Genomic DNA, 23,084 nt, shown 5'->3' with positions numbered 1-23,084 from the left:
AAACATGTCCTCGCTAAAAGTTACCGCGGCTCGCGTAGCGCTTGTCGTTTGCACGTTAGTGCTGTCGTTCTTCGTCACGCAAGCCGTTATGCCCGGTATGACCGTAGGTGGCGTGTCGGTGGTCGATGTGCTCGTCGCATCGCTGCTGTTCGTCCTCATGGCATGGCTCGGTCTGTGGTGTGGCGTCGCCACGATTGGCTTCGTGCTACGTGTTATGCACCCTCCCGCGAAGGACACTTCGTCGGCGAGGACCCGAGCGCTCGCGACGAAGTCGAATTGCACCACAGCCATCCTGATGCCTGTGTACAACGAGGACCCAAAGCTGGTCTACGCTGGCCTCGAGGCGATGCGTCAATCGCTCGCAGATTCAGGTCTCACCGAGCAATTTCATTTCTTCGTGCTGAGCGATTCGACCGATCCCGACAAATGGCTGGCCGAGGAGCGACAGTGGCAGCAGCTCAATAAAGAAGAGTCGCTACCTCGCGTGTTCTACCGCCACCGGCCGCAGAACGTTTGTCGCAAGGCTGGCAACATCGCGGACTTTTGCACGCGGTGGGGAGCAGCGTACAGGTACATGGTTGTCCTGGACGCCGATAGCTTGATGGAAGCGAGCGTACTCGCCGAATTGGTGAGACGCATGGAAGCGGATCGGCGCCTGGGCATCCTGCAAACGCCCCCGATGCCCCTCGGGCAATCGTCGCTACTCGCGCGTAGCCAGCAATTCATCGCGCGATTGTGCGGACCAATGCTGTCGACGGGCCTCGCGTGGCTCGCTGGCGATGGCAGCAACTACTGGGGACATAACGCGATCATTCGCGTGAGCGCCTTCACTCGTTACTGCGGACTCAGCGAACTCCCCGGCACGCGTCCACTGGGGGGCGAGATCCTTAGCCACGACTTCGTCGAGGCGGCCCTGATGCGGCGTGCCGGGTACAAGGTGCAGCTCGCCGCCGACCTTGCTGGTAGTTTCGAGCAAAGCCCATCGACACTCACCGCCTACGCCCAGCGCGATCAGCGTTGGTGCCAAGGCAACATGCAGCACACGCGGCTCATTGCCAGCAAAGACATTCCGATGGAAAACCGCTTTCACTTCCTTACCGGAGTGCTGGCGTACGGGTCGTCGCCGCTGTGGGCAGCGTTCCTGCTGCTAAGTCCCATTGCGTTCTACCACGGTCGCGAGGTCGAAAACTCCCAATCGCCCTGGGTGCCAATCATGGTGTTCGGCATCGTGCTCGCCCTGTTGTTTCTGCCCCGCCTATTGGGTTACGTGCTCGCGATCAGCGATCGTCGCGAACGGATCGGCTTCGTCGGACCCCTGCGGTTGGCGCTTGGAGTGATGGGTGAACTCGTACTGTCGATTCTAATGGCACCGATCTTGATGACGTTCCATTCGTTGTTCGTGTGGTCGACGTTCCGCGGTAAGAGCGTGGAATGGAACGCCCAGGACCGATCAGGCCGCGGTCTTTCGTGGGGCGACGCGTGGTCAGCCCACTGGTGGCAAACGATGCTTGGCATCGCGGTGGCGGTAGGAGCGGCGTGGTTTTCGCCAACGCTTGCCCTGTGGCTACTGCCGATTACCACTGGCTTAATCCTCGCAGTGCCGCTTTCGGTGCTCGTGAGCAGCAAAGAAGTGGGCGAGCGCCTGAAGCACTGGGGATGGTTACTCGTACCCGAAGAACGTCATCCGCCGACCATCGTCCGCCGTTATCGCAAGAACCTAGCCGCCGTAGATACCGCGGCGACGAACGAACTAACTTTCGAAGACTTCCTACGCGACGCCGGCGCGGTGGGGCAGCACCTGCATCTTTTGGAGGCGACCGCGGCCGTACGCCCCGCCCAGCCCGAAGTCGAAAGTCGCGTGCGAACTTGGCTCACTTCCAGCCGCAAGCGTGAACTCGCCCGCGACGAGAAGTGGGCCGTCTTGTCCGATCCGCAACTGCTCGAAGCGTGCCACGTCGGGGTGTGGACGGCGCAGGCGTGAGGTTCGAGCAAGTGAGACGGCTTGTCCGACGACACGTAGGTCGTCGGCTAGCTATTGCGAATAACTGAGCAACTCTCTAGTCGAGTGAGAATAGCCGACGACCTACGTGTCGTCGGAGTGAACTCTGAAACCGACAACACGATAAAATCGCGAAGACCTAGATCGTCACGGGTTTTCCCAGCGTCCGGCGCACGGGAACGAACTGCCCGGCGTGCATCATGGGGTGCATGGCGATGAGCGTCATCAGGTGCCCCATCGTCGGAAAGCGGCCACGGACCATTTCAGGGGCGGGCTCGTCGAGATCGGCTTCGCTAAGGCTCGCGATCAACTTGTGCGCAGCGGCGTGGACCTTATCGAACAATTCGATGTAGGTCTTGGTGTCGCAGAAGTGGCTGGGGTCGTTGTCCGTAAACGCCTGCCGACCGTGGTGCTCCGCAAAACCTGCGGGAAGCTCCACCGCTGAGCCGGGCCTTACCATCTCCATGAGCGTGTTTTCGGACACGATCAAATGCCCCAGTTGCCACGCCAGGTGATTGCACCCTTCGGCGGGCTTGTACATCAAGTCTTCCTGCGAGAGGTCCTCAATGTACGCGTTCAGCACACGAGTGCTGTTCTCAAGCATGGTGGAGAGCGACTGCTGGACGTTCATCAAAACTCCTCGGCAATACGAAAGGACAACGTGGCAATGCCAACAGATTAGGGCAACGCGGGCTCGGTTTCCAGCGTCGTGCCCGAAAGGTCGGGCGGCGTCTGTTCGATAACTCGCATGGTTCGCCATTTGCCACCGAGGAATCGCCACAAGAATACCACGCCCATCACCCACACCCACAGCGTGATGAGGGTCCAGCAGCCGAAAACGCCCAGCTTAAGCCACTCGACGGCCATCCAACTGAGAACCGAGAGCGAGATGGCCATAACGACGCTTACACGGAGCACGAACTGCGTGTCCCCTGCCCCTTTGATCGCGCTTGAGAAGATCATGAGCGTGGCATCGAGCAGATTATAGGCCGCGACGAACTGCAGGAGCGTAATGGCGAGAGCTCTCACTGCAGCATGCGTGTCGGCAGCGCGATCACCTGCGAAGAATGGCACCAAGTAAAGGTCTGGCACCGCCAAGTAAGTGAGCGAAATGGTGGCCATGTAACCGAGCGCGAACACCAGCGAGGTCCACGTGGCTCGGGCTGCCAAGTGCTCGCGATTTTCGCCGAGGTGCTGCCCCACGAGAATCGTCGCTGCCATTCCGAATCCCCACACCGGCATGAAAGCGAGCGTGCTGACGGAGAAGGCCATGGTCGTAGCTTCTGCTTCGATGTTGCCGAGTCGTCCCGTGAGGACAATGAACACGGTGAATCCCAGCACGTCGAGCACGAGTTGCAGACCGCTGGGTCCCCCGTAGTAAATCTGGCGGATAAACAGTGGCCAGTCGAACCGCATGCCGGCAAGCGTACCGAACTCAATCTGGTGCTTTCGCTGTAAGACCAGAATGGCGTAGATGAGTGCCTTGATCCAAATCGAGACGACGGTCGCCCAAGCGGCCCCCGCGATCCCCATGGCCGGAAATCCTAGGTAACCAAAGATCCAAATCCAGTCGAGAGCCAAGTTCAGCACCGCGACTGAGGTGTCAACCACCATGACCACCGAGGTCTTGCCGCGACCGCTGTAGAACGACGCCAGGGCCTGGGCAACCACCATAGGTGGTCCGCCCCAACATAGAATCTGAAAATAGATGAGCTCCAACTCCGTGATGGAATCGGAGTGTCCCGCAAGACGAAACAACGCGGGTGCCATCGGAATTGCCATTAACAAGAATGGCGAGACCGCGAGTGCTAGCCACACACCTTGCCAGACAGCGACTCCGATGCGATCGTTTCGCCCGGCGCCGAAATACTGCGACACGAACGTGCTCGTGTACATCGCGATTCCAAGCGGCAGGCAGAGTGTCGAGAACCATACCGTCCCCGCCGCGAAGGCCGCGGTCATTGCGTCGCCCGACTGCTGGGCAAGAAGCACCCGGTCCACGAACGTCATGACGGTCCACGACAAGCTGGAAATAACCAGCGGCAGTGCCATCGTCAACACTTCGCGACCGCCAGCCGGTCGTCGCCACCAGCTCTGTTCGTCACTAGGCGAATAGTCGGGTCCCGATGTCACGCTCGGTTCATAGGGGTTGGTCGAAGATGCATCCGTCACCGAGTCCATCGCACAAGCTCCACTGTTCCTGGCCACCGCACCCGCCGACCTGAGGGGTGCCGGCTGGACACACCAAGATAGTGTGAGGTTCGCGCAATCGTCTACGGCCGGGCTTCCGCAGACTTTCCCCGAGTTGCGGTTTCCTCGGGAGTTCCGGTGACTTCCGGTACTAAACCATTCCTTCGTATAGCGCTACGATGCAGAGCGCTAGCAAACAGATGCTGCACCAGCGTTGTGGTAAACACGGGGAGCAGCAGCACATGCTGGTCGACCAAGACGTTGCTCGCCAGGGCGAGGGCGAGCCCCGTGTTTTTCATAGTCAGCGCGTAATCGAGCGCGGTGATCGTAGTGCCGGTGGACCGGAAGATTCGCCCAAGAAGCTGCGCCACGACGAGCCCTGCCGTGCAAAGCACCAGTGCCATCGCGATGCAGACGATCAGCCAGACCAAGCGGAAATCGTCGCGCATCTGGGGCCACGCACTCGCGGCGTTCATGTAGTTGAGCAGCAGCAGCGTCCCCGCACTGAGAAGCAACACACCTTGTCGATTGTGCGAAACCCGCGCGGCACCCACCGCCCAGCGCACGATCATGCCAAGCGCGGTGGGGAGCAGCACCCACACGACGAACTCGATTCCTGTGAAACTTGACGTGAGTTGCTCCAGGGCTTCCGCTTCATTATCGGAAAATGAAAGGCCCAACAGATTGAGCACCAGCGGGATCATCCAGGGGCAAACTAAAATCGACAATACCACCAGCGCCAGCGTCCAAGGCAACTCGCCGCGCGACTGCTGTGTCCAGCCGGCGGCCGAATTGGCGACCGGCATCGCCGCAACAAGCACAAAGCCTACGAGTAGCGTCGAGGCGGCCGTTTGATCGATCACTTGCGAAAGGAGCCACCACGCCACAAGCACCACAACTGCCGGCACTACCCACACTGCGAGGAGCGATGCTGCGAGGAGCGCGGGCCGACGCACGACGATGGGCAATCGGCGGACTTCGATCCCCATCGAGGCGAGAAGCAGTAGCACCGCGACCATTAACTGCGACGTTCTCGGCCGAGCTAATTCGGGCCAGGATTCAGGAAAGCTCCACGCCTGCATGGCCTGACCAGGCCATGGAAGGACTATCGCGAGGGCATAGCACGCGATGAGCAACCACGGCAAATGATGCCGCACCGCTTCGCTCAAGCGAGTTATCCACGTTGCGATCATGGTCGATGCCGGTCCAATACGATTCCCCCCTCCAGGCCGCCAAGTGTAACCGCTTGGCAAGCTGGGAGTAATACGGGAATCGCGGCGAAATAGGTGCGGAACGTAACGAATTCCGCTCCACTCGGCTAATTTCCAAGCTGACGGTTGAGGTCGGCCAGCTGTTCATGGAGCATCGCGATACTGGCCTCGGTCTCGTCACGAAACGCCGAGAGCGACGTCCGCAGGTGGGCCACTTCCTCCCGCAAGGCGACCACTTCCGAAGAGGCGTTCGACGGGCTGCTCGTCGGCACAGCCTGTGGTCGAGGAGGCGCCATCGGTGTGGGGGCGGGAGCATAGGCGGGCTCTTCGCGATCCATTGCCGGCTGGGGACGAGGATGTCCATCCTCGGGCATCGACACGCCATGCTCGCGGCGGACTTTTTCCATCTCGCGGGGCTGATAGAGATTGTGCGTGATCACCGCGCCACGGCCGGGAGGCGTGAGGTAGACGATCAAGCTCTTCGCTTGCAAGCTTTGCAGAATCGGTCCGAGCTCGTCGAGACCCTTAATCGGCTCCATCCGCGCTGCACGACCGCGAAGTTCGCCGATGGTCTGCGCACCACGGAGCAGCAGCTCGGCCATCACCGCCATCTCGACTTTGTCGACACCGAGCCATTCGTACGCGAGGTGGCGATACTTCTCAACGCGACCATCTCCCTGAATGATGGCGACCGCGCCGACCTTCCGAAGCTCTTCGAGCGCATCGGCAATGCGGTCTTCGTCCACTTCCATCTGCGGAAAGCGGTTGCTCTTCTGGTTGCTGCCCGTCACCAAGCCCTTGAGCGTCAGCGGATAGACATCCGGCGTGGTCTTGGCTTTCTCGATCAGCACGCCGAGCACACGGCGCTCGAGGGCTTCGAGTTGGGTCCATTTCGGCGGGGCGGCAACGTCGTCGGACATGATGGCGTATCCTTACAGCAGCGGCGTATGAAGTGCGAGCCGCGTATTCTAACGCCGCCCGCCCGACCGAGCAACGATGGCGAAAACGACCCGCCAAGCGGATCCAACTAAATACTACGCGTCGCGATGCACCGTGCTGGGCGAGAACGCCGGCAGGCAGACTGCCACGTACTCGGCTCCTTCGCTCCCTGGCGTGCTGTACCGCACCCACTCGCCAGGCTCGGTGACGATGGCCTGCCCTGCCCCGACGCGGGAGGTCTCGCCGCGAGTCTCGACCACCAGCTCTCCGCGAAGCACCACCGTGTACTCGGCAAACTCGGGCGTCTGCCCCGGCTCCGACCAACCCGACGGACTCGTCATGCGCGCGATGCTTACTTCGGCGTCTCCGCTGTTAACGCGACCGACAAATTCCTCGATCGTCTTCGGCGGTGTACCAACGGCTTCAACGCGAGTAGGAGAGGCTATCAGTCGAGGCATCGGTATTCCTAGCGTTGTGATTTCCAAAGGTGGACGACTAAATCTATCGCAGCGGGCCCTGGAGGATCTCACGGGGCATCGGTTTGTTGTACGTTTGCGTTAGCACGTCCATCGCGAGGTCAACCCGCGAGCCACCGGACTCAGCGCGGGCCGCTTCGAGGGCCACGTTGCCGGCATCGATGATTGGCAGCATGTCGAGCTTCCAGTGGTTGTCTTCTTGAACAAAATCAAACCGGGAGCCATCGAGTGGCTTGCCGGCCTTGGTGAGACTCGCTGCAGCTCGATCCCCCTTGAATTCGACGCCGGTGATGTCGATTCCTTCGACGGTGTTCTTCTTCAGTAGGCCTTTCTCGACTCCCCAGGCGAACAGGTCGGCACCGGTCATCGTTTGCAGCTCTTTCTTCGGCAGCAAGTAGCGAAGCTGCAACACAAGCACTACGCTCATCTGATCGAGTGGACGGAGCGTCGATTCCGGCGCGCTCACGGCCAGCGATCGGCAATTGTCGTACAGGGCAATCGTATCCGCGGAGACCAGCGTTGCGGCAGTCTTGCCATCGCCGCGTTCTAGCGCCGCTTTGAGTTTGGCGTAGTCCTGGCGAACGGTCGGTTTTACGGCGGTCGGCTCCTTTTCGTTTGCCGCCATGGGCTGCGTGGATGCAGCGGCCTTCTCCGCCATCGCGCTAGCGGTGGTTTTGGCGGGCTGCTCCGCGCAGCCACTCGCGATCACCATTAAGCCGACACCGATCGCGCGGTACGCATCCATTCTTTCGCCCTTCAAGCTGAGTTCTTTAAGTGTGCTGAAACCTCCCGTAGCTTACCGCACTGCCAAGGACGAGCCCAGACGAATTGAGTGCCTGCATTTCTAGCCGGAATCCCTTGAATGATCGGGCTCGGAGAGCCCTCCCACAGAAACTCGGTAGTTCCGGAGCGTACCCATAAAAACAGACAAACCGGGGCTTCTCACGTTGAGAAGCCCCGGTTGTCTTGGGGGTTATCAAATTGTCTGACGGCTGAGGCTACTGGGGGGACATCAGGGGGGTAGGACTTGTAGCCGTCCGTCAGGTGTCGACCTTAGTAGGTCAGCACGCCGTCGATACCGAACACGGTTTGATTGAAGTCAATACCGGTCGCGGCTTCGTAGCTGGCGTCAGCAGGCATCCAGTTGTAGCGAATTTCGGGACGAATAACCAAGTTGGCATTGGCACGGTAGTTCAAGCCGTAGGTCATTTCGTACTGCGAAGTGCTGTTGTTGGCGGCCACAATTCCATCGCTCTTCCACCATTCAACACGAGCACCGGCCTTCCAGCAGTCGTTGATGGTGTAGAACAGGTATTGGTTGATACCAACCTGCGAACCGAAACCACCACCAGCGGCGGTATCGTTGTAGCTCACGAGGTCGCTCTGGAGAATGTATTCCAGACGATCGCTGAGCGTAGTGCTCGCCACAATGCTGTGGCTGTAGCCGCTCGCACCAGCCGAACGCAGACCAAAGTCACCAGCGGTGAGCACGTAGGTCAGCTTGATGTCGTCGGTAACACCGGTCGAGAAACCACCGAGGAACTGCGAACCACCGAAGGCTTGGTCGAAGCCGGTGTCCCAGCCGAACACGTAACCAGCGTAGATGTCGACGTTGTCCACACCCGAGTAGGTCGCCAGAGCACCGGTGTGGGTGAACGGCTCGCTATTGAACATGGTGTACGAGTGGCTGTAGAAGAAGTTGCCCGGAGCGGTAACCACTTCGTAACCAACAATGGTGTAGAAGTGACCGGCAATCACGCGCCAGTCGCCCGACGAAACTTCCAGGTAAGCCTGAGGCATAGCCCAACCGTACGATCCATGGTCGAAACCGGTCGAAGCGTCCCACACAGGGCTGTCGTTGCCGAAAGCCTGAGTCTTCTGCGCGTCGGTACCGTACATCATGTCGAAGCGGTAACCCCAGTCGGCGCTGCATGCGTCGCCTTCGGCAATACGTTCGAAGTAGAAGTACTGTTGGTGCAGGTTCAGCTTGTCCGGTTGGTCATTGAAGGCCAACAGGTCGTTGGGGGCAGTCGACAAACGGGTGTTGTCGTTGTGGTAACCAACTTGAGTCCAGCCAGCCACCTTGTTACGGCAGCAACCACATGGGTCGATGCAATCCATCAGGGCCCAAGGTTCGCCGAGGCAGCAATCGCCCAAACAACCACCAAGACCCAATCCACACGAGTCGGCACATCCGCACGCGTCGGCGCAACATGCGTCGTCGCCGCATCCAGTGCTCTCGGCTTCACAACTCGGTTCCTCACAGCCACAGGCAGGCTCGCCGCACTCATAGCCCGTGAGGTCGTAGTTGAATGCCGTCTGGACTGCCGATTCACCCAGTGCCGGCCCGGCACTGAGCGCGATCAAGGCGCAGCCCACCGTCCATTTTACAACGTTCACTTTAAGACTCCTTCTTCGGGGACCATCGCGGCATTTCCATGCACACGAAAACGGGGGAGTATTCCACGGCGAACTACGCCGCAGGCGGGTCGTAGTTCGCTCTAACGACAAAACCGCCTCGCAGAACTTATCGACGCCCCGGCACGCCAACGTGCATCGACAGCAAGGCAAGTTGCGTAAGAATCCGCACCAAAAGAACATTTGGTGATAAGCTGTACCGCCTGGCAAAACATCGCCGGGCAGCCCGCGAAAACCCTATGGCTTAAGCCTAATCAGGACCGTTGCGGTCGTACCGATTTGGTAAACTTTGACGTGGCGTGAGAGCGCACCACGCGCCGACCGGTGGATCAGCGGGACGAAGAAACGCCGGCAAAAGCAGACTATTCCGCCGCCGTGCGATTTACCAGCAGCCAAGCGCTGCCGCCCAGCCCCGCAAGACGGGCACGGCGAAGCGTAAGCTGAAACCGCAACGGATTGCCTTCGCCCGCAGGTGGCACCAACTCGAAGGCTTGAATCATCGCGTAGCCACCCAGGCCGTCAGGCTCCACAAGTACGACGTCGCCCGGGACCACGCGCGAGCCTGCGGGGGCGTCGATGAGCTCGCGAATCACGACATCGTTCTTAAACGCCTCCATTCGCTTGATGGCCTCTTCGTCCGTCGCGTAGTAGGCGTCAAGCTGATCGTCGAACGGTTGCCGCACTTCGGGGCCGACGCCGAGTTCCGCTGCCGTCGCAAGCTCGCCATCACGGACTAAATCGCACCAAGCGAGTGCCCACTCTTCCCCTTCCGTGGCGATCAACTCATTCACCACCGCATCGCGGGCGTAAACCCCGGCACCAATCGCCAGCGATAGCCCAAGCCCGAGAATCGCCACGGTGCGGCCAACTAGTCGGCCTTCGCTGGCCGAAATCTTGCGGAGCGCGAGCGTCGCGACGATGACTCCCAGCAACGGAACGATCAGCAGCGAACTCGTCACTAGTGCGGAAAGCGAGACCACTCCCAGGACCAGCGACAAAACCGCCATGCCACTGACCGAGCGGTACTCGGACACCGCTTGCACGTCGTCGTGGACGTAGTCGTCGGCTGCGTGGGAATCGGCGGCTGGCTGGCTCATCAAACTAACTCGTTCCGTCGTGTTGTTGGTGTGAGGCTTGGGTAACGTGACGACACTATGGTTTGGCGAGTACGTCGGTCTGCAAGCCATAGCCCTCGCGCTGCTTGCCGAAGTCGGTCACGTACTTCTCAAGACTAAAAGCATTTGCCGTGCCCATGTTATCTTCCCCCAGCACATTCTGGGCGATACTCAGCCACGCGAGATCGGGGTTCGTCAGTGTGCTGACCGAGCCCGATCGTACGAACACGCCACCGAAGATGTCCTTGGGAAACGGTGCTGCGTGGAGTGTCGCACCGACGAACGCCGCCATCAACCAACCGGCAATGGCACCGACTAGCGGCCCGCCTACGGGGTCGATGGGGTTTTTGAAACGCATCTGCGTCTTCGACAGCAGTGCGGCGAAGACACGTTGCAGGACAATAAACGCCACGACGTAAATGACCCAAATCGCCATGAAGTCGAGAATGCCCGCGTAGGTCTCGCCCCCGTTGTCGGCGATGAGCTTCGCGAGTGGCGAATAGAACCCAAAGGCGATCAACCCACTCAGCAGGATGTTGATCAGCGTCAGCGTGTTGTTCCACAACCCTTGCTGCACGCACATCGCGAAGGTCGCGAAGAAGACGACACCGATGATTACGTAGTAAAGCCACATGTGCGGAATTGGGAGTTAGGAGTTGGGAGGTATCAGGTATCGCTGTCCACCGACACACGATGAGTGATTCGTCATTCGGAATTGGTCATCTACCGTCAGCTTCCTTTCAGCACGCGCTGTGCTTCTTGGATACTGGTGACCCCCTTGGCGACGAGCAGGATCGCTTCTTCCTGGAACGTCCGCATGCCGGCAAGGCGGGCGGCTTTTCGCAGCAGTTCGATCTTGGGCTGCTTGATCAGCACCTCGCGAACTTTGTCGTCGACCACGAGTAGCTCGAACAGGCCGGTACGACCGACGTAGCCCACGTTGTTGCACGCGGGGCACGGCTTCTCGAGTTCTTCGGGCTTCGGCACGCGATACAGCTGTTGCACCTTGCCGGGCGGCAAGCCGAGTTTTTTGAGCAGGTCGGGAGTTGGCTCGTACGCCACTTTGCAAGTATCGCATAGTTTGCGAATCAAGCGAGTACAAAGCACGGCCGTCACTATTTCTGCGAACTGCTTGTGCGGGACCTTCTTCTGCAGCATCCGCAACAGGGCCTCGGGGGCCTCGAGTGCCTGAATGGTGGTGATGAGCAGATGATTGGCCTCGACTTCGCCGAACAACAGCTTTGCCGCGTCGGTGTCCGATAGATCGCGGACGATGTAAACGTTGGGATAGGTGCGAATGAGAGCTGGCAACAGTTTCGCCGCCGATTCGCCCTTCTTGCTGTCGTACGTGTGGAGCACGACGTTCTCCATATCCCGGTCAGGAGCCTGTGCGTCCTGAATGGCGACGAAGTCACGCATCAACCGGTCAGTCTCCATGATCGAGACATCGGCGAGCGTCGTCAGACCTCCCTCTGGAGGCGCGGCGACAATCACTAGGCCCTGGTCGAGGGCCATGATCTCTGACCATTGCTGCTTGATCTTCTCGCGCATGCCCAGGTCGTCGTAGGTCAGCAGCTTGGCTTGCGATCCGCCAACCAGCTCCATCATCACCCGTTCGCCGGTTTGCACGCCCTGGCTGACGAATGGGCATAGGTACTGCGTACCTTCGTACTTCGCGGCGAACTTACCTTCTTGCTTCTTACGGCGCTCGGTAATGTCCATGTTCGCCAGTTGCTTCATTACGGCTAGCATGACGTCGCCGCTTTCGCGATCGCGCGGTTCGCCACTGTGCCAAACTCCGTCGACTAGGTGCTTCACGCCGACACCCGCCTGCGTGTAGTCGAGCATCATTCGCTCGCTCCGACGCGAAACCATGTCGACGACGAGGTCCTTTACCAACAAGTAGCCAGGCGACTGGCGGGCGACGACCAGGTTGCCTTGATTGGTCGACTCGTCGCCACCCACGGCGCTAAGTTCCACCGGGGCACCCTTCTGGTAGTCGGCCTTGCGCTCGACTTCCATCTTGATGCCGACCTTGCCGAGTGTCTCGGCCAGCGTGTAGCGGAACCAGTCGGAAGTGAACACCTTCTCGTGAGGCTCGACCGACTTGTTATGGACCACCGTATAGGCAATGAACGGGCCAAAATAGGCAAGCGTTAATAGCGAGATGCCAACGATGTAGTTGGGTATCAATACCATCAGCAGGATGGCGATGAGGAACGGAAAGAAGATGATCGGGTTCCACTTGCCGTATCCGAGACCATGGATCTGCGAACTGCGATTCACCCAGTCGCCGGTCACGGTCCACAGCAGCACCAACAGCACCACGGGGATGAACTTGAGCAGGCTGAGCGGCGCGGGGCCTCGCTTGGCGTTCATGTCCTTGACGGTCCACGTTGCGGGCGCAGGCGCGCTGACGGGCCCCGCAGGCACTTCGGCTTCGGCGCCCGGTTCGACGGGGGGGTCGGCTGGCGCGACGTCCGTAGCGGGGTCGCCCTCTTGTGCGAACAAGGGAGAAGCCATCGGACCCGCGCAACACAGCGCCAAGGCGAACAATACAATCCAAAGAGGTCGCTGCATCAGAGAATTCCGCCTTGCGCTACGTCGATACCCTTGAGTGCCATCTTCAAAGCTTCGCGGTTCGGGGCCACTTCCATCGCTACCGTGCGGTCAATCAGCTGTGCATCCACCAGCTTCTTCAAACTCTGCGTAAAATCTTGCATGCCGTCTTCCGCCCCGATCCGGATGGCGTCGGGCAGCTTCTCGTCGTGCCCTTCGAGCACTAGCTTGCGAACCATCGGCGTGAACGTCATGATCTCGACCGTCGGCACACGACCAACGCCCGGCTTGATGCTCTTGAGCAACTTCTGGGCGATGATGCCCTTCATGTTAAACGCGATGGCGCTACGCAGCGCGCTGTGCATCTCTTGTGGGAACAAGTCGAGGATACGACCAATGGTGGTCGCCGCACTCGAGGCGTGAATGGTTCCGAACACCAAGTGACCCGTCTCGGCCGCATGGATAGCGGTCATGAACGTTTCCTTGTCACGCATTTCGCCCACCAGCATCACGTCGGGATCTTCACGGACGGCGTGCTTCATGCCGACTTCGAAGTCGACGACATCCAGGCCGATCTCGCGCTGGTTGATCAGGCACTTGTCTTCGGTGAAGACGAATTCGATGGGGTCTTCGAGTGTCAGGATGTGCTTGCGGAAGCCACGGTTAATCCAGTTGAGCATCGACGCAATGGTCGTACTCTTGCCCGAACCGGTCACGCCGGCGAGCAGCACCATGCCTTGGTCGTAAGTGCAGAGTGTTTCGATGGACGGCGGTAGGTTCAGTCCCTCGAAGTCAGGAATCCAACTACTGACGCGCCGCGCGACCATGCCCATGTGGCCAAGCTGTTGCAATAGGTTGACGCGGAATCGCCATACGGTACCGTCGACGTCGCAGGTGTGGGCAAAGTCGGCACCGCCATCGCGCTCGAAGATCTTCCGATTCCGCTCGTTCATCAGCGGGTAGCAAAGCTGTACCATCTCTTCGTCGGAGATGGGACCGCGCTGCATGGGGCGGAGCGAGCCATCCACCCGCACCATTGGCGGCCTGCCCACTTTCAGGTGCAGATCGCTCGCCTCGAGCTTGACGCAGGCGCGGAATAGCTTGTCGACCTCAATATGGGGTCGCACGTGCATGAGACTACTTTTGACGTCGTCATGCTCAGCCATGTTCGAAGCATCCTCTAGTGCCGTGTTCCGTAAGTCGCCCCGCCCGCCAGAAAGGGCATGGGGGCAAACTTCTAGTTTACACAGAACCTGACGGCGAGTGGACACCCCGGCCCAGAAGATTTAGGGGCGGCTGGGGGCCGGAAAACTCCTATAATTCGGTTGGCCGCCCTTTGCCCGCCCCCGGCCCCGCCCCGGAGAGCCCGCCAGGCATATCCGCGGGTGCCGCGAGATGCCAATCTCCCAAAGTCTGAGTCGACCTCGAATGCCATGGCGACACAAAGCCTGACTGCCTTGATAGAGAAATCTCAGCCATGGCGAGGGAAACCCGGCCCCATAGCGACGTCGCCGGTGGCTTCAGTCGATGGTCACGACCTCGCCGTCGGCGCGGTGTCCCATACGATTGAACATCTCCTGGTCGATGTCGAACGACAATAGATGGACCGAACCATCGCCCAACAGGCCGTTGATCCCGCCGGGATGGGTCGAGCCGAAGCAGAATCCGTAGCGGCGAATCTCGATGATCTCGCGTTGCCCGCGAAACTCGCCGGTCACTCGGTTTTCAGCTATGTCGTTTGAAGACGCATCGAGTCCAATAGGAAACATGGTCGAACGAACGTTATCGGGGTCCCAGCCATCGGACCAACCGCGGTCGTCATGCCACTCGCCTCCTTCATACTGATCACTGGCGACCCGCTTTTCGGAAACCATAAGTGTATTGCTCAAGCCGTCGGTAATCTTGGCGGGTCGAGTCGGCTTGGTATTGCCGGGATCGAATGAAGGGGTGCCCGCCGCGCCCCGTGGCCCACCGCTCTTTGGCACCGTCCAACTGCTGCGAACCACGATGCCCCAAAACTTCCAACCGCTTTCAACATCCCAGATGCAGGAATAGTCCGTACAAGATGGACTACCCCAGAACTCGCCCTGATGGCAAAAGCTGCCGCTGAGTCCATCGCGGAGCGGTACCGCCCCTGGCGTGGCTGCCGCGTAGTCGCTCAGGTACCTGAGCGTTGTTCCGTGCCTTGTGGCGCCGCGACGGCTGGGGCAATTGAACATGGGTACGGCCGTTTGCGAGATCGTGTTCGAATCTCGAAGGTCATGGATTGCGCCTTGCTCCAAGTAGGGCAAGAGCTGAAACCCCCAACCCAACCCCTGCCGCGAGGCGCCGTTCAAGGTCCCCCCGCTCACGTACTGCTCGATATTCGGATGGGGAACATTCCCTCCCGTGGGGAATACCTTCAATGTGTCAACGTGATTGTGCATTGCCAACCCAAACTGTTTGAGTTGGTTGACGCATTGCGTGCGACGGGCGGATTCGCGAGCGGCCTGCACGGCCGGAAGTAGAAGTGCTACGAGAATCCCGATAATCGCGATTACTACCAGCAATTCGACCAACGTGAACGCCGACTGCTTTCGGCGATAAACTACGCAATAAACCATATTCTCAGTTCCAGAGTAGAGGACTGCGACCCACCAACGCCACAACCACCCGGCTGCACCCATTCGACTGATCTGTGAAGGAAAACCGAACGCAGCTACACGCTGCCCTGTGTAGCCACGTTCGTTTCCCCATTTTCCTCGCGCCAAGAGCTTACGATCGCGCACCGCGCGACCGAGCGACTACCGTCCCGGTAGCCAACAGGCCTAGAAGGGCCGTAACCCACGTAGTGGGCTCTGGGACCGAGGCGGGCGACGCGGTGAGGCCGCCGGCCAAGTTCATATTGCCAAAGGCGTTCTTCCACTCGGTGTAGTCTTCGGCAGTCACCTGACCTGGAGTTGCACCCGGCGCTTCGCCCGGAAGAGTGATGCTTGCGCCAAGGTTGTCTCGCCACACGGTGTAGTCGGCTAAGTTCACGATGCCATCGTCGTTGTAGTCGCCGACCAACCCACCCGTTTCACCGACGACGCGGAGTACCACGGCGGAAGCATCGCTGTAGTCGAGCTGCCACTCTAGACCCGAAGCGAGCGGCGCGGCGGTGGTGATGAAGTCCTTGAATTGACCGGAAATAGAACCAGCCGCGTTGGGCAACACGTGCGTAAGCTTGTCATCCGTATTTAGCAGTCCGTCGCCGTTGATATCGAGTGGCCCCTCGGCTTCGACCATGGCATCAATTGCTGCCACTGTTTCGGTCAGATCGACGCCCGCGCGGATGAGCGTCCAGCTATCGCCCGACTGCGGTGGGTAACCGTTGAGTTCGACTTCGAGAATACCGTTGCCAATCGTGGCGTTCCGGCCGACTAGAATTGGCGTATGGGTCGAACCAGTGATCTCGGCGATTAGCGTAGCCGACTGAAACACGTTGTCTGGGTCGAATCTCAAATCCGCGGCGACGGCGATGATCGCGTCGTCCCCGGTAACACGCAACCGTTGCGTGCCACCGATATTCTCGGGTTCGGCTGCCCAGTTGGCACCCCGACCGACGTACAGCGAGTTGTCCTCAATACCACCACCCGTGATGGATAATGCACCACCGCTGATGGCGATGTCGCTACTTCCCACGCGATTGCCCATGGCAAACCGATTTCGCACTTGAATGACACCGCCTGTGAAGGTCATAAATCCTTCACTTGGTCCGGGAATATCAACTTGGGCAGGCGTGCCGCCATCACCGATTTCAAAATCGCCGCCTAGCTGGGCGTACACACCGCCCGATTGATTCCAAACGCCGGTGCCGAACTTGCCGATGACGGTAAAGTTGCCACGCATAATGCCGCCGGTGAAGTTCAGCGTGCCATGACCATTTCGCCCTAGCTGAATATCGTCATCCGATCGAACGTAGCCCCCATTCATGTTCATCACGCCAATGCCAGTGTCACCGCCCACATTGTCGTGGCCACCGACGAAAATGCTCTGCTCCGTATCCACACTGTCAACATAGCCACTGTTGAGGGTCAGCGTTCCGGTGCCGAACTTGCCCACCTCCACTTGGCGGGGCAGTATGTCCGTTCCGTCTACCACCAGTGCACCATTCGTTCCCGTGGTGCTTCCCAAAACCAGATTCGCGGTAGTTAGTTGTGTAACTGTGGTGGCTTGGGCCGTACCTTGGTCAATGACCCCCGCCACACCTGCCGCCGGGACACCGTTGTTCCAGTTCGCTGAGTTAAGGAAATCTCCAGCACCGGGGAGCTGCCAAGTCGTCGTCTGAGCAAAAGCTGAGGTGCACAAGGAGGCGTAAAGCAGAGCAGCGGACGATACGCGAAACCCAATTTGAACGCGTTGGAACATGATGCGATAACTCCTGCCGATTTGAAGGGTTGCTTTGGAAGCTGGCTAGGAGCACTCTAATCATGCCTTGTTAAGAAGCGGCAAATAGATCCACAAGAATCTTGTGCGGTGCGGACTTCAACGAACTGCGGTTGAATGCAACAAGCCGCTCCCCGCTTGCCCAACATTTGACCCGACGAGGCACGTGACGTTTTCCGCAAACCCTCACACCAACATACGCACGTTAATGCCGCGATCGGCCATCACGCGCTTCGTCTGTTCGATGGTGTATTCGCCGAAGTGGAAGATGCTGGCGGCGAGAGCCGCGTCAGCCTTTCCCAGTAGAATGGCGTCGGCTAGGTGCTCGGGCCGCCCTGCCCCGCCGCTGGCGACGACGGGAATCGACACCGCTTCGCTCACGGCGCGGGTTATCTCAAGGTCGTAGCCATCCTTGGTGCCATCGCAGTCCATGCTGGTAAGCACGATCTCGCCGGCACCGAGTTCTTCGACTTGCTTGGCCCACGCGACGGCTTCGAGGCCGGTCGGAATGCGGCCGCCATTGATGTGAACCTCCCACACCTCGCGCTCGTTGCCATCCTCGTCGGTTTTGGTCACGCGCTTCGGGTCGATGTTCACGACCGTCGCGCAGCTTCCGAACCACCGCGAAATCTGACTTACTAGCTCCGGTGTGCGAACCGCCGACGAATTGATGCTCACCTTCTCGGCACCCGCCGAGATCAGGGCCTTGGCGTCGTCGAGCGTGCGGATGCCACCGCCGACCGTGAACGGCATGAACACCCGCTCGGCCGTGCGGCGAACCATGTCGAGCGTGATCGCCCGCGCCTCGTGGCTGGCCGTGATGTCGAGAAACACGAGCTCGTCGGCCCCCTCGGCCTCGTACCGCGCGGCGACTTCCACGGGATCGCCCGCGTCGCGGAGCTTGACGAAATTCGTCCCCTTAACCACACGGCCTTGGTTGACGTCGAGACAGGGAATAACACGTGCGGCTAGCATGCTGCTACGTTACGCTCGACGAGGGCGGCGGTCAACGTACCGGCTCAGGACGGCCACCGCGCCGGCCAATAGCAGCCACGCGGACGGTTCGGGGACGGCGTTGGTACCAGTCGCTGAAGTTGCCTCATTTTCGCCGGCGAAGTTCGTTTTCCACACCGCGTAATCTTCTGCGGTCACGTTACCATCGCCAGTGGCATCGGCCCCAGCGTAACGTCGCAAACCCGACGCGCCCAAAGAGTCACGCCATACGGTGTAGTCAGCAAGGTTCACTGTTCCGTCGCCATTGAAGTCGCCATCAGGCCGCCATTCAAAGGCACCGATGTCTACACCCGCTCCTAGCGGTCTCGGCACCCCCAGGAAGTCCGCCGGAGGTGAATGTGCTCCCCAGCCTTCGTCACGTGCGGGCGAATCACCGCGCAGCCGGTAGTCTCCCTGAGCGGGTGCAACGAACAGTTCAGCGGAGGCGGCGACGATGCTGTGCAGATCCTGGCCGGTGCTCGCCTGCCATTGGGCTAGCGTCGAAACGGACGCGCCATTCGTAGTCGTAAAACGTGGAATCAACACGTTGTGATCGCTAACTAGCCCCACAAGACTATCGGGCGAGGCATCAATGGCACCCCGAAACGAGTGATTGCTGAGAAAGATGTTGTTAGCGACGGTTGTGTTCGCTGCACCGTTCTTCATATTCAACGCCCATCGACCGTCGGAGGCCTGGACCACGGTATTGCCAATGATCACGTTGCCCGTAGACGGACCCGCACCGTCAATTTGGTACAGCGAGATACCACTGGAGTGACTGTTATAAATCAGGTTATTCTCGATCAACGAGTCTCGTACTCCGTCGAGATTGATCCCGCTGCCGCCCCCCAGGCCGTTGTCGTAAATAACGTTCCCACTTACCACAGCTTCTTCGATAACCCCGTCGAGCCCCGAAAACTTGTCGGCGTTGATATGGATGCCGTTCGCCCGATTTCCCCAAATCTCATTGTTGCGAATAACGGGGCGATCACCGCTATTGCTAACGTAGATGCCATGTTCGTCGATGGATCCACTCGTACGATTGTTTTCGATCAACAAGTCATTCACGAAGCCCGTGAGAATGCCCCACTTGCCGTTGTCGTGACTCGTCACGTTGCGAATCGTCACGAACTGCGCAAAGGCCTGCTGGCCATTGACCCAAGGACCTACCGTCCGCACCCCCGCTCGCGGCATACCCCCAACTTTAAAACCGTCAATGACGATATGCGAAGCGCCTTCTAAGTTGATGCCGTCATTGGTCTGTGGGTTTGTCGAGCTGATAATGGCTCCTGGCGACCCGACGAACTCGATCGGCGCCTCTGCTGAGCCGCTTGTGGTCAGATTGAAGCCCGCATAGCTCCCAGCTCGCACCGTCACTCGGTCTCCGGCCGCGACCTCGTTGGCTGCGTGCTGTAGTGTTCGCCAGGGGGATGCAGCCGTGCCAGCGTTGGCGTCATTACCCAGGGGATCGACCACCAAGTCGCGGCCGATAGCGGATGAAACGAGAAGCGCTAAGGCAACCAACGAGGCGAAGCGGACCATCTTCTATCTCCGTAAGCGATGAGAGCGGCGTTGTGATTCTACGGCCAACCCATCGCGTGGCCAGCGGCCCCTTCAGCCACCATCACTATATAGCATTGGCTTTTCCCGGGAATTGGTCGTCACCGGGTTCGACACTAGTGGCAAGCGGCGGCCAGTGACGCTGACTAAGGTCGAAAATGCCGTTAATAGCACCAGCGCTTTCCTTCCCCCGCCGAACTTTTTACACTCGGGTGTCACCTCCTGTTGCCCCTCATCCACACGAAGGTTCAACGATGCCGCTCTCTGCTTTTCCGGACCTCACACTCTCCTTCACGGCCATGTCGGTGCTCGAAGCCGCGGAGCGAGCGGGGCGATTGCATTTAGCGGGTAGCGTCGACGAGCTGGTCGCGCTCTCGACGCCTGACGCTTCGCTTGGGCTGGGTGAAGTGGCGCCCAATGGTTTTTACACCGTCGGGTACGACGTACCAAATCAGGGTTTCGTGCCCGAGGCGATTGTTTGCCAGACTCGCAACGGCGTGGCAGCAAACTACATGGATGCCTACATGCGGCGGCGCGATCCCGATTGCATGCTCGTCGGCGACGACACGCATACCGACAAGCCGACTTACGAGACACGCTACGGTAAGCCATTCACCGACTTGCGTCACGAAACGATCGAATGGCTCAAAGAGCAGCCGATCGCCGCGTTCTTCTTCCGCACGGGCCTTTCCGACAAACCGCTCAATGCCGTGGCGATCGCGCCTGCCAATGCGGGGTTCTTCGCGCTCGGGCTCGCGATGCTGCAGGGCATCGTGCCGCTGGAGGAGATTCGCGAGGCAGGCGCGAACTACCATCATGGCGCCGTGGTGTACGTGGCGCCGCCGTTCCGCCACACGCATTTCGACGGCAAGCAGATCGTTGTCCACAATCGCCGGTTCGAAGACGACGTGAATTTGCACGAACTGTTCTCGTACAATCTCTACCCAGGTCCGTCGGCGAAGAAGGGCGTGTACGGCATGCTGCTCACGCTTGGCGAGCGCGACGCCGCGCCTTGGACCACCGCGCATTGCTCGACCGTCGAGGTGATCACGCCTTACGAGAACTCGACGTTCATCATGCACGAAGGAGCCTCGGGCGGCGGCAAGAGCGAGATGCTTGAGCTGATGCACCGCGAGCCCGATGGCACGGTGCTGCTTGGCGAGAACACGGTGACCGGCGATCGGCGGCAGTTGGTGCTACCACGCGGCTGCGAACTCCGCCCTGTGACCGACGACATGGCCCTTTGTCACACCGAGCTCAAGTCCGATCGCTCGACCGAGGGCAAGCTGACGCTCACCGATGCCGAGTCGGCGTGGTTCATTCGCATCAACCACATCGATCGCTATGGCATCGATCCCCATCTGGAACGCATCACCATTTCGCCACCGGGTCCGCTGTTGTTCCTCAACATCGAGGCGCACCCCGGAGCCACCACGCTCATCTGGGAGCACACGATGGACGAGCCGGGCAAGCCATGCCCGAACCCACGCGTCGTGGTGCCCCGGCAGTTCATCCCCGGCATCATCAACAAGCCGGTGACGGTGGACGTGCGAAGCTTCGGCGTTCGCTGCCCACCGTGCACGGCTGAAAACCCAACCTACGGCATCCTCGGTCTGTTCCACGTCCTGCCGGCGTCGCTTGCGTGGCTGTGGCGATTGGTCGCTCCGCGCGGGCATGGCAATCCATCGATCGTCGACCAGGGTGGCATGCAGTCCGAAGGGGTCGGCTCGTTCTGGCCGTTCGCGACCGGTCGCAAAGTCGACCAAGCGAACATCCTGCTCGACCAAATCATGCAGACGCAGAAGACGCTGTTCGTGTTGATCCCCAACCAACACATCGGCTGCTGGAAAGTTGGCTTCGCGCCGCAGTGGGTCGCCCGCGAGTACCTCGCACGCCGTGGCAGCGCGCAGTTCCGCCCCGGCGACTTGGTGCCCGCTCGCTGCCCGCTGTTGGGACTCACCAAGCACACGCTGACGGTCGAAGGCCAAACCATCGGCTCGTGGTTCTTCGACGTCGCCCAGCAACCCGAAGTCGGCGAAGAGACTTACAACAAGGGTGCCGCGATGCTCACCGAGTTCTTCCACCGCCACATCCGCGAATTCCAAGTTGACGACCTCAACCCGCTTGGTAAGCAAATCATCCAGGCGTGCCTCGACGGGGCTTCGGTGGAGGATTATCAGCGGCTCGACGCGGGGGTGTAGCAAGGCATCGCCCTTGATCATGGGTGGCAGCGACACTTGCCCGATTGGAACATGTTTGGCTATGTAGCTTGGCCGGGCACGTGTCGGTGTCGCTCGCGACAAGAGGTTGTTAGCGACCCTTGCCGTCCCCCATACCCAATGCCTATTGTGCTGCGCACACCGACAATCGGCCGAACCATGTGGCAGAGGTCGCAGAGCTTTATCCGGCCGACTGTCGGTGCCACCCAGGTCGATCGATCCTCAGCACTTCGTACTCTTCCGCTTAGTCCCAACGCGGCCCATCGATTCAACCTTCGCAATGTACTCACTCGCCAGAGGGACTTTGCACGCCGTATCTCCCATGTCGATTTCGACTTTGCCGATCTTCTTGGCCGCTGCTTTCGCGAATTTGAGCAGCGGTGCGACGTACGTACCCACGCAGATCACAAAATTGTTCATTGCGTAGCCGACTCGGTCGGGCGCGGAGTGAACTTCACAAGTAGCGCGTTCGACGAGTGTTTTAATCTCTGCGAGGTCCAAGTCGGCGTCGGGCGTCACACTAAGATACAACGAATAGGTATTCCACCCCGCCGACGCAATCAGCGGCTTCTTTGAGTCCATCCACTTCAGCGCTAACTCACACGCGTGAGGACTCTCGGCCGCCACGCCCGCCACGGCGGAGTCCGCGATCATGCGCCACGTCGCCCCCTTCGCCCAGGCGTTGAGCTGCGCCTTCGTCATCTGCCGGCCATCGGCCACCATGCCGGCGAGGTACATCGCGTCGGAGTTGCCCGTGTCGTAGAGTGCGAGTGCAAGCTCTTGATTCCCCTTAATCTTCTTAGCGATCTCTTTGATGTCGCCCACCTTCACTCCGAACATCGAATCCACCGGCGCTCCATGCCGGGCGAAGGTCTTGCGAGTCTGCGCCGATCCCTTGGCTTCGAGCGCCGCCATCACTTGTTCAATCGTTTGCATGACTGAAGAACTCCGTAGAGAGAGTATTGAGCACGCCTAGTCTAACGCCCAGCCGAAGGCGC

18 protein-coding genes are annotated in these 23,084 nt (G+C 59.8%); 2 read left to right on the top strand and 16 right to left on the bottom strand.

Annotated elements, in window-relative coordinates:
- Positions 1 to 4 precede the first annotated feature (4 nt).
- Complete coding sequence (gene mdoH, locus SH292x_RS05790; RefSeq protein ID WP_442484640.1) at positions 5 to 1,981, top strand: glucans biosynthesis glucosyltransferase MdoH; 1,977 nt, start codon at positions 5 to 7, stop codon at positions 1,979 to 1,981.
- A 157-nt stretch (positions 1,982 to 2,138) separates the two neighbouring features.
- On the opposite strand, the gene SH292x_RS05785 is transcribed toward mdoH, so the two are convergent.
- The 15 genes from SH292x_RS05785 to SH292x_RS05715 all read right to left on the bottom strand — a co-directional run bounded on the left by SH292x_RS05785 (position 2,139) and on the right by SH292x_RS05715 (position 19,849).
- On the bottom strand, positions 2,139 to 2,630 hold the full coding sequence (locus SH292x_RS05785; RefSeq protein WP_442484639.1) for a DinB family protein: 492 nt from the start codon (positions 2,628 to 2,630) through the stop codon (positions 2,139 to 2,141).
- 47 nt (positions 2,631 to 2,677) lie between these two features.
- The gene (locus SH292x_RS05780; protein WP_442484638.1) at positions 2,678 to 4,180 is read right to left on the bottom strand and encodes an MATE family efflux transporter; all 1,503 of its coding nucleotides are present in this window, start codon (positions 4,178 to 4,180) and stop codon (positions 2,678 to 2,680) included.
- 92 nt (positions 4,181 to 4,272) lie between these two features.
- A complete protein-coding gene (locus SH292x_RS05775) occupies positions 4,273 to 5,382 on the bottom strand; it encodes a bile acid:sodium symporter (protein WP_442484637.1) in 1,110 nt (369 codons plus the stop codon).
- A 125-nt stretch (positions 5,383 to 5,507) separates the two neighbouring features.
- Positions 5,508 to 6,320 carry a DUF480 domain-containing protein gene (locus SH292x_RS05770; protein ID WP_442484636.1) on the bottom strand — a complete coding sequence of 271 codons (813 nt, stop codon included), beginning with the start codon at positions 6,318 to 6,320 and terminating at the stop codon, positions 5,508 to 5,510.
- 114 nt (positions 6,321 to 6,434) lie between these two features.
- The gene (locus SH292x_RS05765) at positions 6,435 to 6,797 is read right to left on the bottom strand and encodes a cupin domain-containing protein (RefSeq protein WP_442484635.1); all 363 of its coding nucleotides are present in this window, start codon (positions 6,795 to 6,797) and stop codon (positions 6,435 to 6,437) included.
- A gap of 43 nt (positions 6,798 to 6,840) precedes the next feature.
- Complete coding sequence (locus SH292x_RS05760) at positions 6,841 to 7,575, bottom strand: hypothetical protein (protein WP_442484634.1); 735 nt, start codon at positions 7,573 to 7,575, stop codon at positions 6,841 to 6,843.
- A 293-nt stretch (positions 7,576 to 7,868) separates the two neighbouring features.
- The gene (locus tag SH292x_RS05755; protein ID WP_442484633.1) at positions 7,869 to 9,215 is read right to left on the bottom strand and encodes an outer membrane beta-barrel protein; all 1,347 of its coding nucleotides are present in this window, start codon (positions 9,213 to 9,215) and stop codon (positions 7,869 to 7,871) included.
- 380 nt (positions 9,216 to 9,595) lie between these two features.
- On the bottom strand, positions 9,596 to 10,330 hold the full coding sequence (locus tag SH292x_RS05750) for a DUF4190 domain-containing protein (RefSeq protein WP_442484632.1): 735 nt from the start codon (positions 10,328 to 10,330) through the stop codon (positions 9,596 to 9,598).
- Between the two features lie 55 nt (positions 10,331 to 10,385).
- Positions 10,386 to 10,982, bottom strand: coding sequence for a CvpA family protein (locus SH292x_RS05745; RefSeq protein WP_442484631.1), 597 nt, complete (start codon positions 10,980 to 10,982; stop codon positions 10,386 to 10,388).
- A gap of 95 nt (positions 10,983 to 11,077) precedes the next feature.
- On the bottom strand, positions 11,078 to 12,871 hold the full coding sequence (locus tag SH292x_RS05740; RefSeq protein ID WP_442484630.1) for a GspE/PulE family protein: 1,794 nt from the start codon (positions 12,869 to 12,871) through the stop codon (positions 11,078 to 11,080).
- 56 nt (positions 12,872 to 12,927) lie between these two features.
- Complete coding sequence (locus tag SH292x_RS05735; protein ID WP_442484629.1) at positions 12,928 to 14,073, bottom strand: type IV pilus twitching motility protein PilT; 1,146 nt, start codon at positions 14,071 to 14,073, stop codon at positions 12,928 to 12,930.
- Positions 14,074 to 14,427: 354 nt separating this feature from the next.
- On the bottom strand, positions 14,428 to 15,510 hold the full coding sequence (locus tag SH292x_RS05730) for a DUF1559 family PulG-like putative transporter (protein WP_442484628.1): 1,083 nt from the start codon (positions 15,508 to 15,510) through the stop codon (positions 14,428 to 14,430).
- A 151-nt stretch (positions 15,511 to 15,661) separates the two neighbouring features.
- Positions 15,662 to 17,296: a hypothetical protein gene (locus SH292x_RS05725; RefSeq protein WP_442484627.1), complete on the bottom strand. Its 1,635-nt coding sequence runs from the start codon at positions 17,294 to 17,296 to the stop codon at positions 15,662 to 15,664.
- Positions 17,297 to 17,500: 204 nt separating this feature from the next.
- Positions 17,501 to 18,289: an imidazole glycerol phosphate synthase subunit HisF gene (hisF, locus tag SH292x_RS05720; protein WP_442484626.1), complete on the bottom strand. Its 789-nt coding sequence runs from the start codon at positions 18,287 to 18,289 to the stop codon at positions 17,501 to 17,503.
- A gap of 9 nt (positions 18,290 to 18,298) precedes the next feature.
- Positions 18,299 to 19,849 carry a right-handed parallel beta-helix repeat-containing protein gene (locus SH292x_RS05715; protein ID WP_442484625.1) on the bottom strand — a complete coding sequence of 517 codons (1,551 nt, stop codon included), beginning with the start codon at positions 19,847 to 19,849 and terminating at the stop codon, positions 18,299 to 18,301.
- 272 nt (positions 19,850 to 20,121) lie between these two features.
- Between SH292x_RS05715 and SH292x_RS05710 the strand changes: the two genes are divergently transcribed.
- Positions 20,122 to 22,068, top strand: a complete 1,947-nt coding sequence (locus tag SH292x_RS05710; protein WP_442484624.1) for a DUF4914 family protein — start codon at positions 20,122 to 20,124, stop codon at positions 22,066 to 22,068.
- 240 nt (positions 22,069 to 22,308) lie between these two features.
- Here SH292x_RS05710 and SH292x_RS05705 read toward each other — a convergent pair whose 3' ends face one another.
- Positions 22,309 to 23,022 (bottom strand): DNA alkylation repair protein, encoded by a 714-nt coding sequence (locus SH292x_RS05705; RefSeq protein WP_442484623.1) that lies wholly within the window; start codon positions 23,020 to 23,022, stop codon positions 22,309 to 22,311.
- Positions 23,023 to 23,084: the final 62 nt, after the last annotated feature.

The sequence above is a fragment of the Aeoliella fuhlenseeensis genome, assembly GCF_052161615.1.
GTDB lineage: Bacteria > Planctomycetota > Planctomycetia > Pirellulales > Lacipirellulaceae > Aeoliella.
Note: the sequence above shows the minus strand (reverse complement) of the source record. Positions and strands in the feature narration are given on the sequence as shown.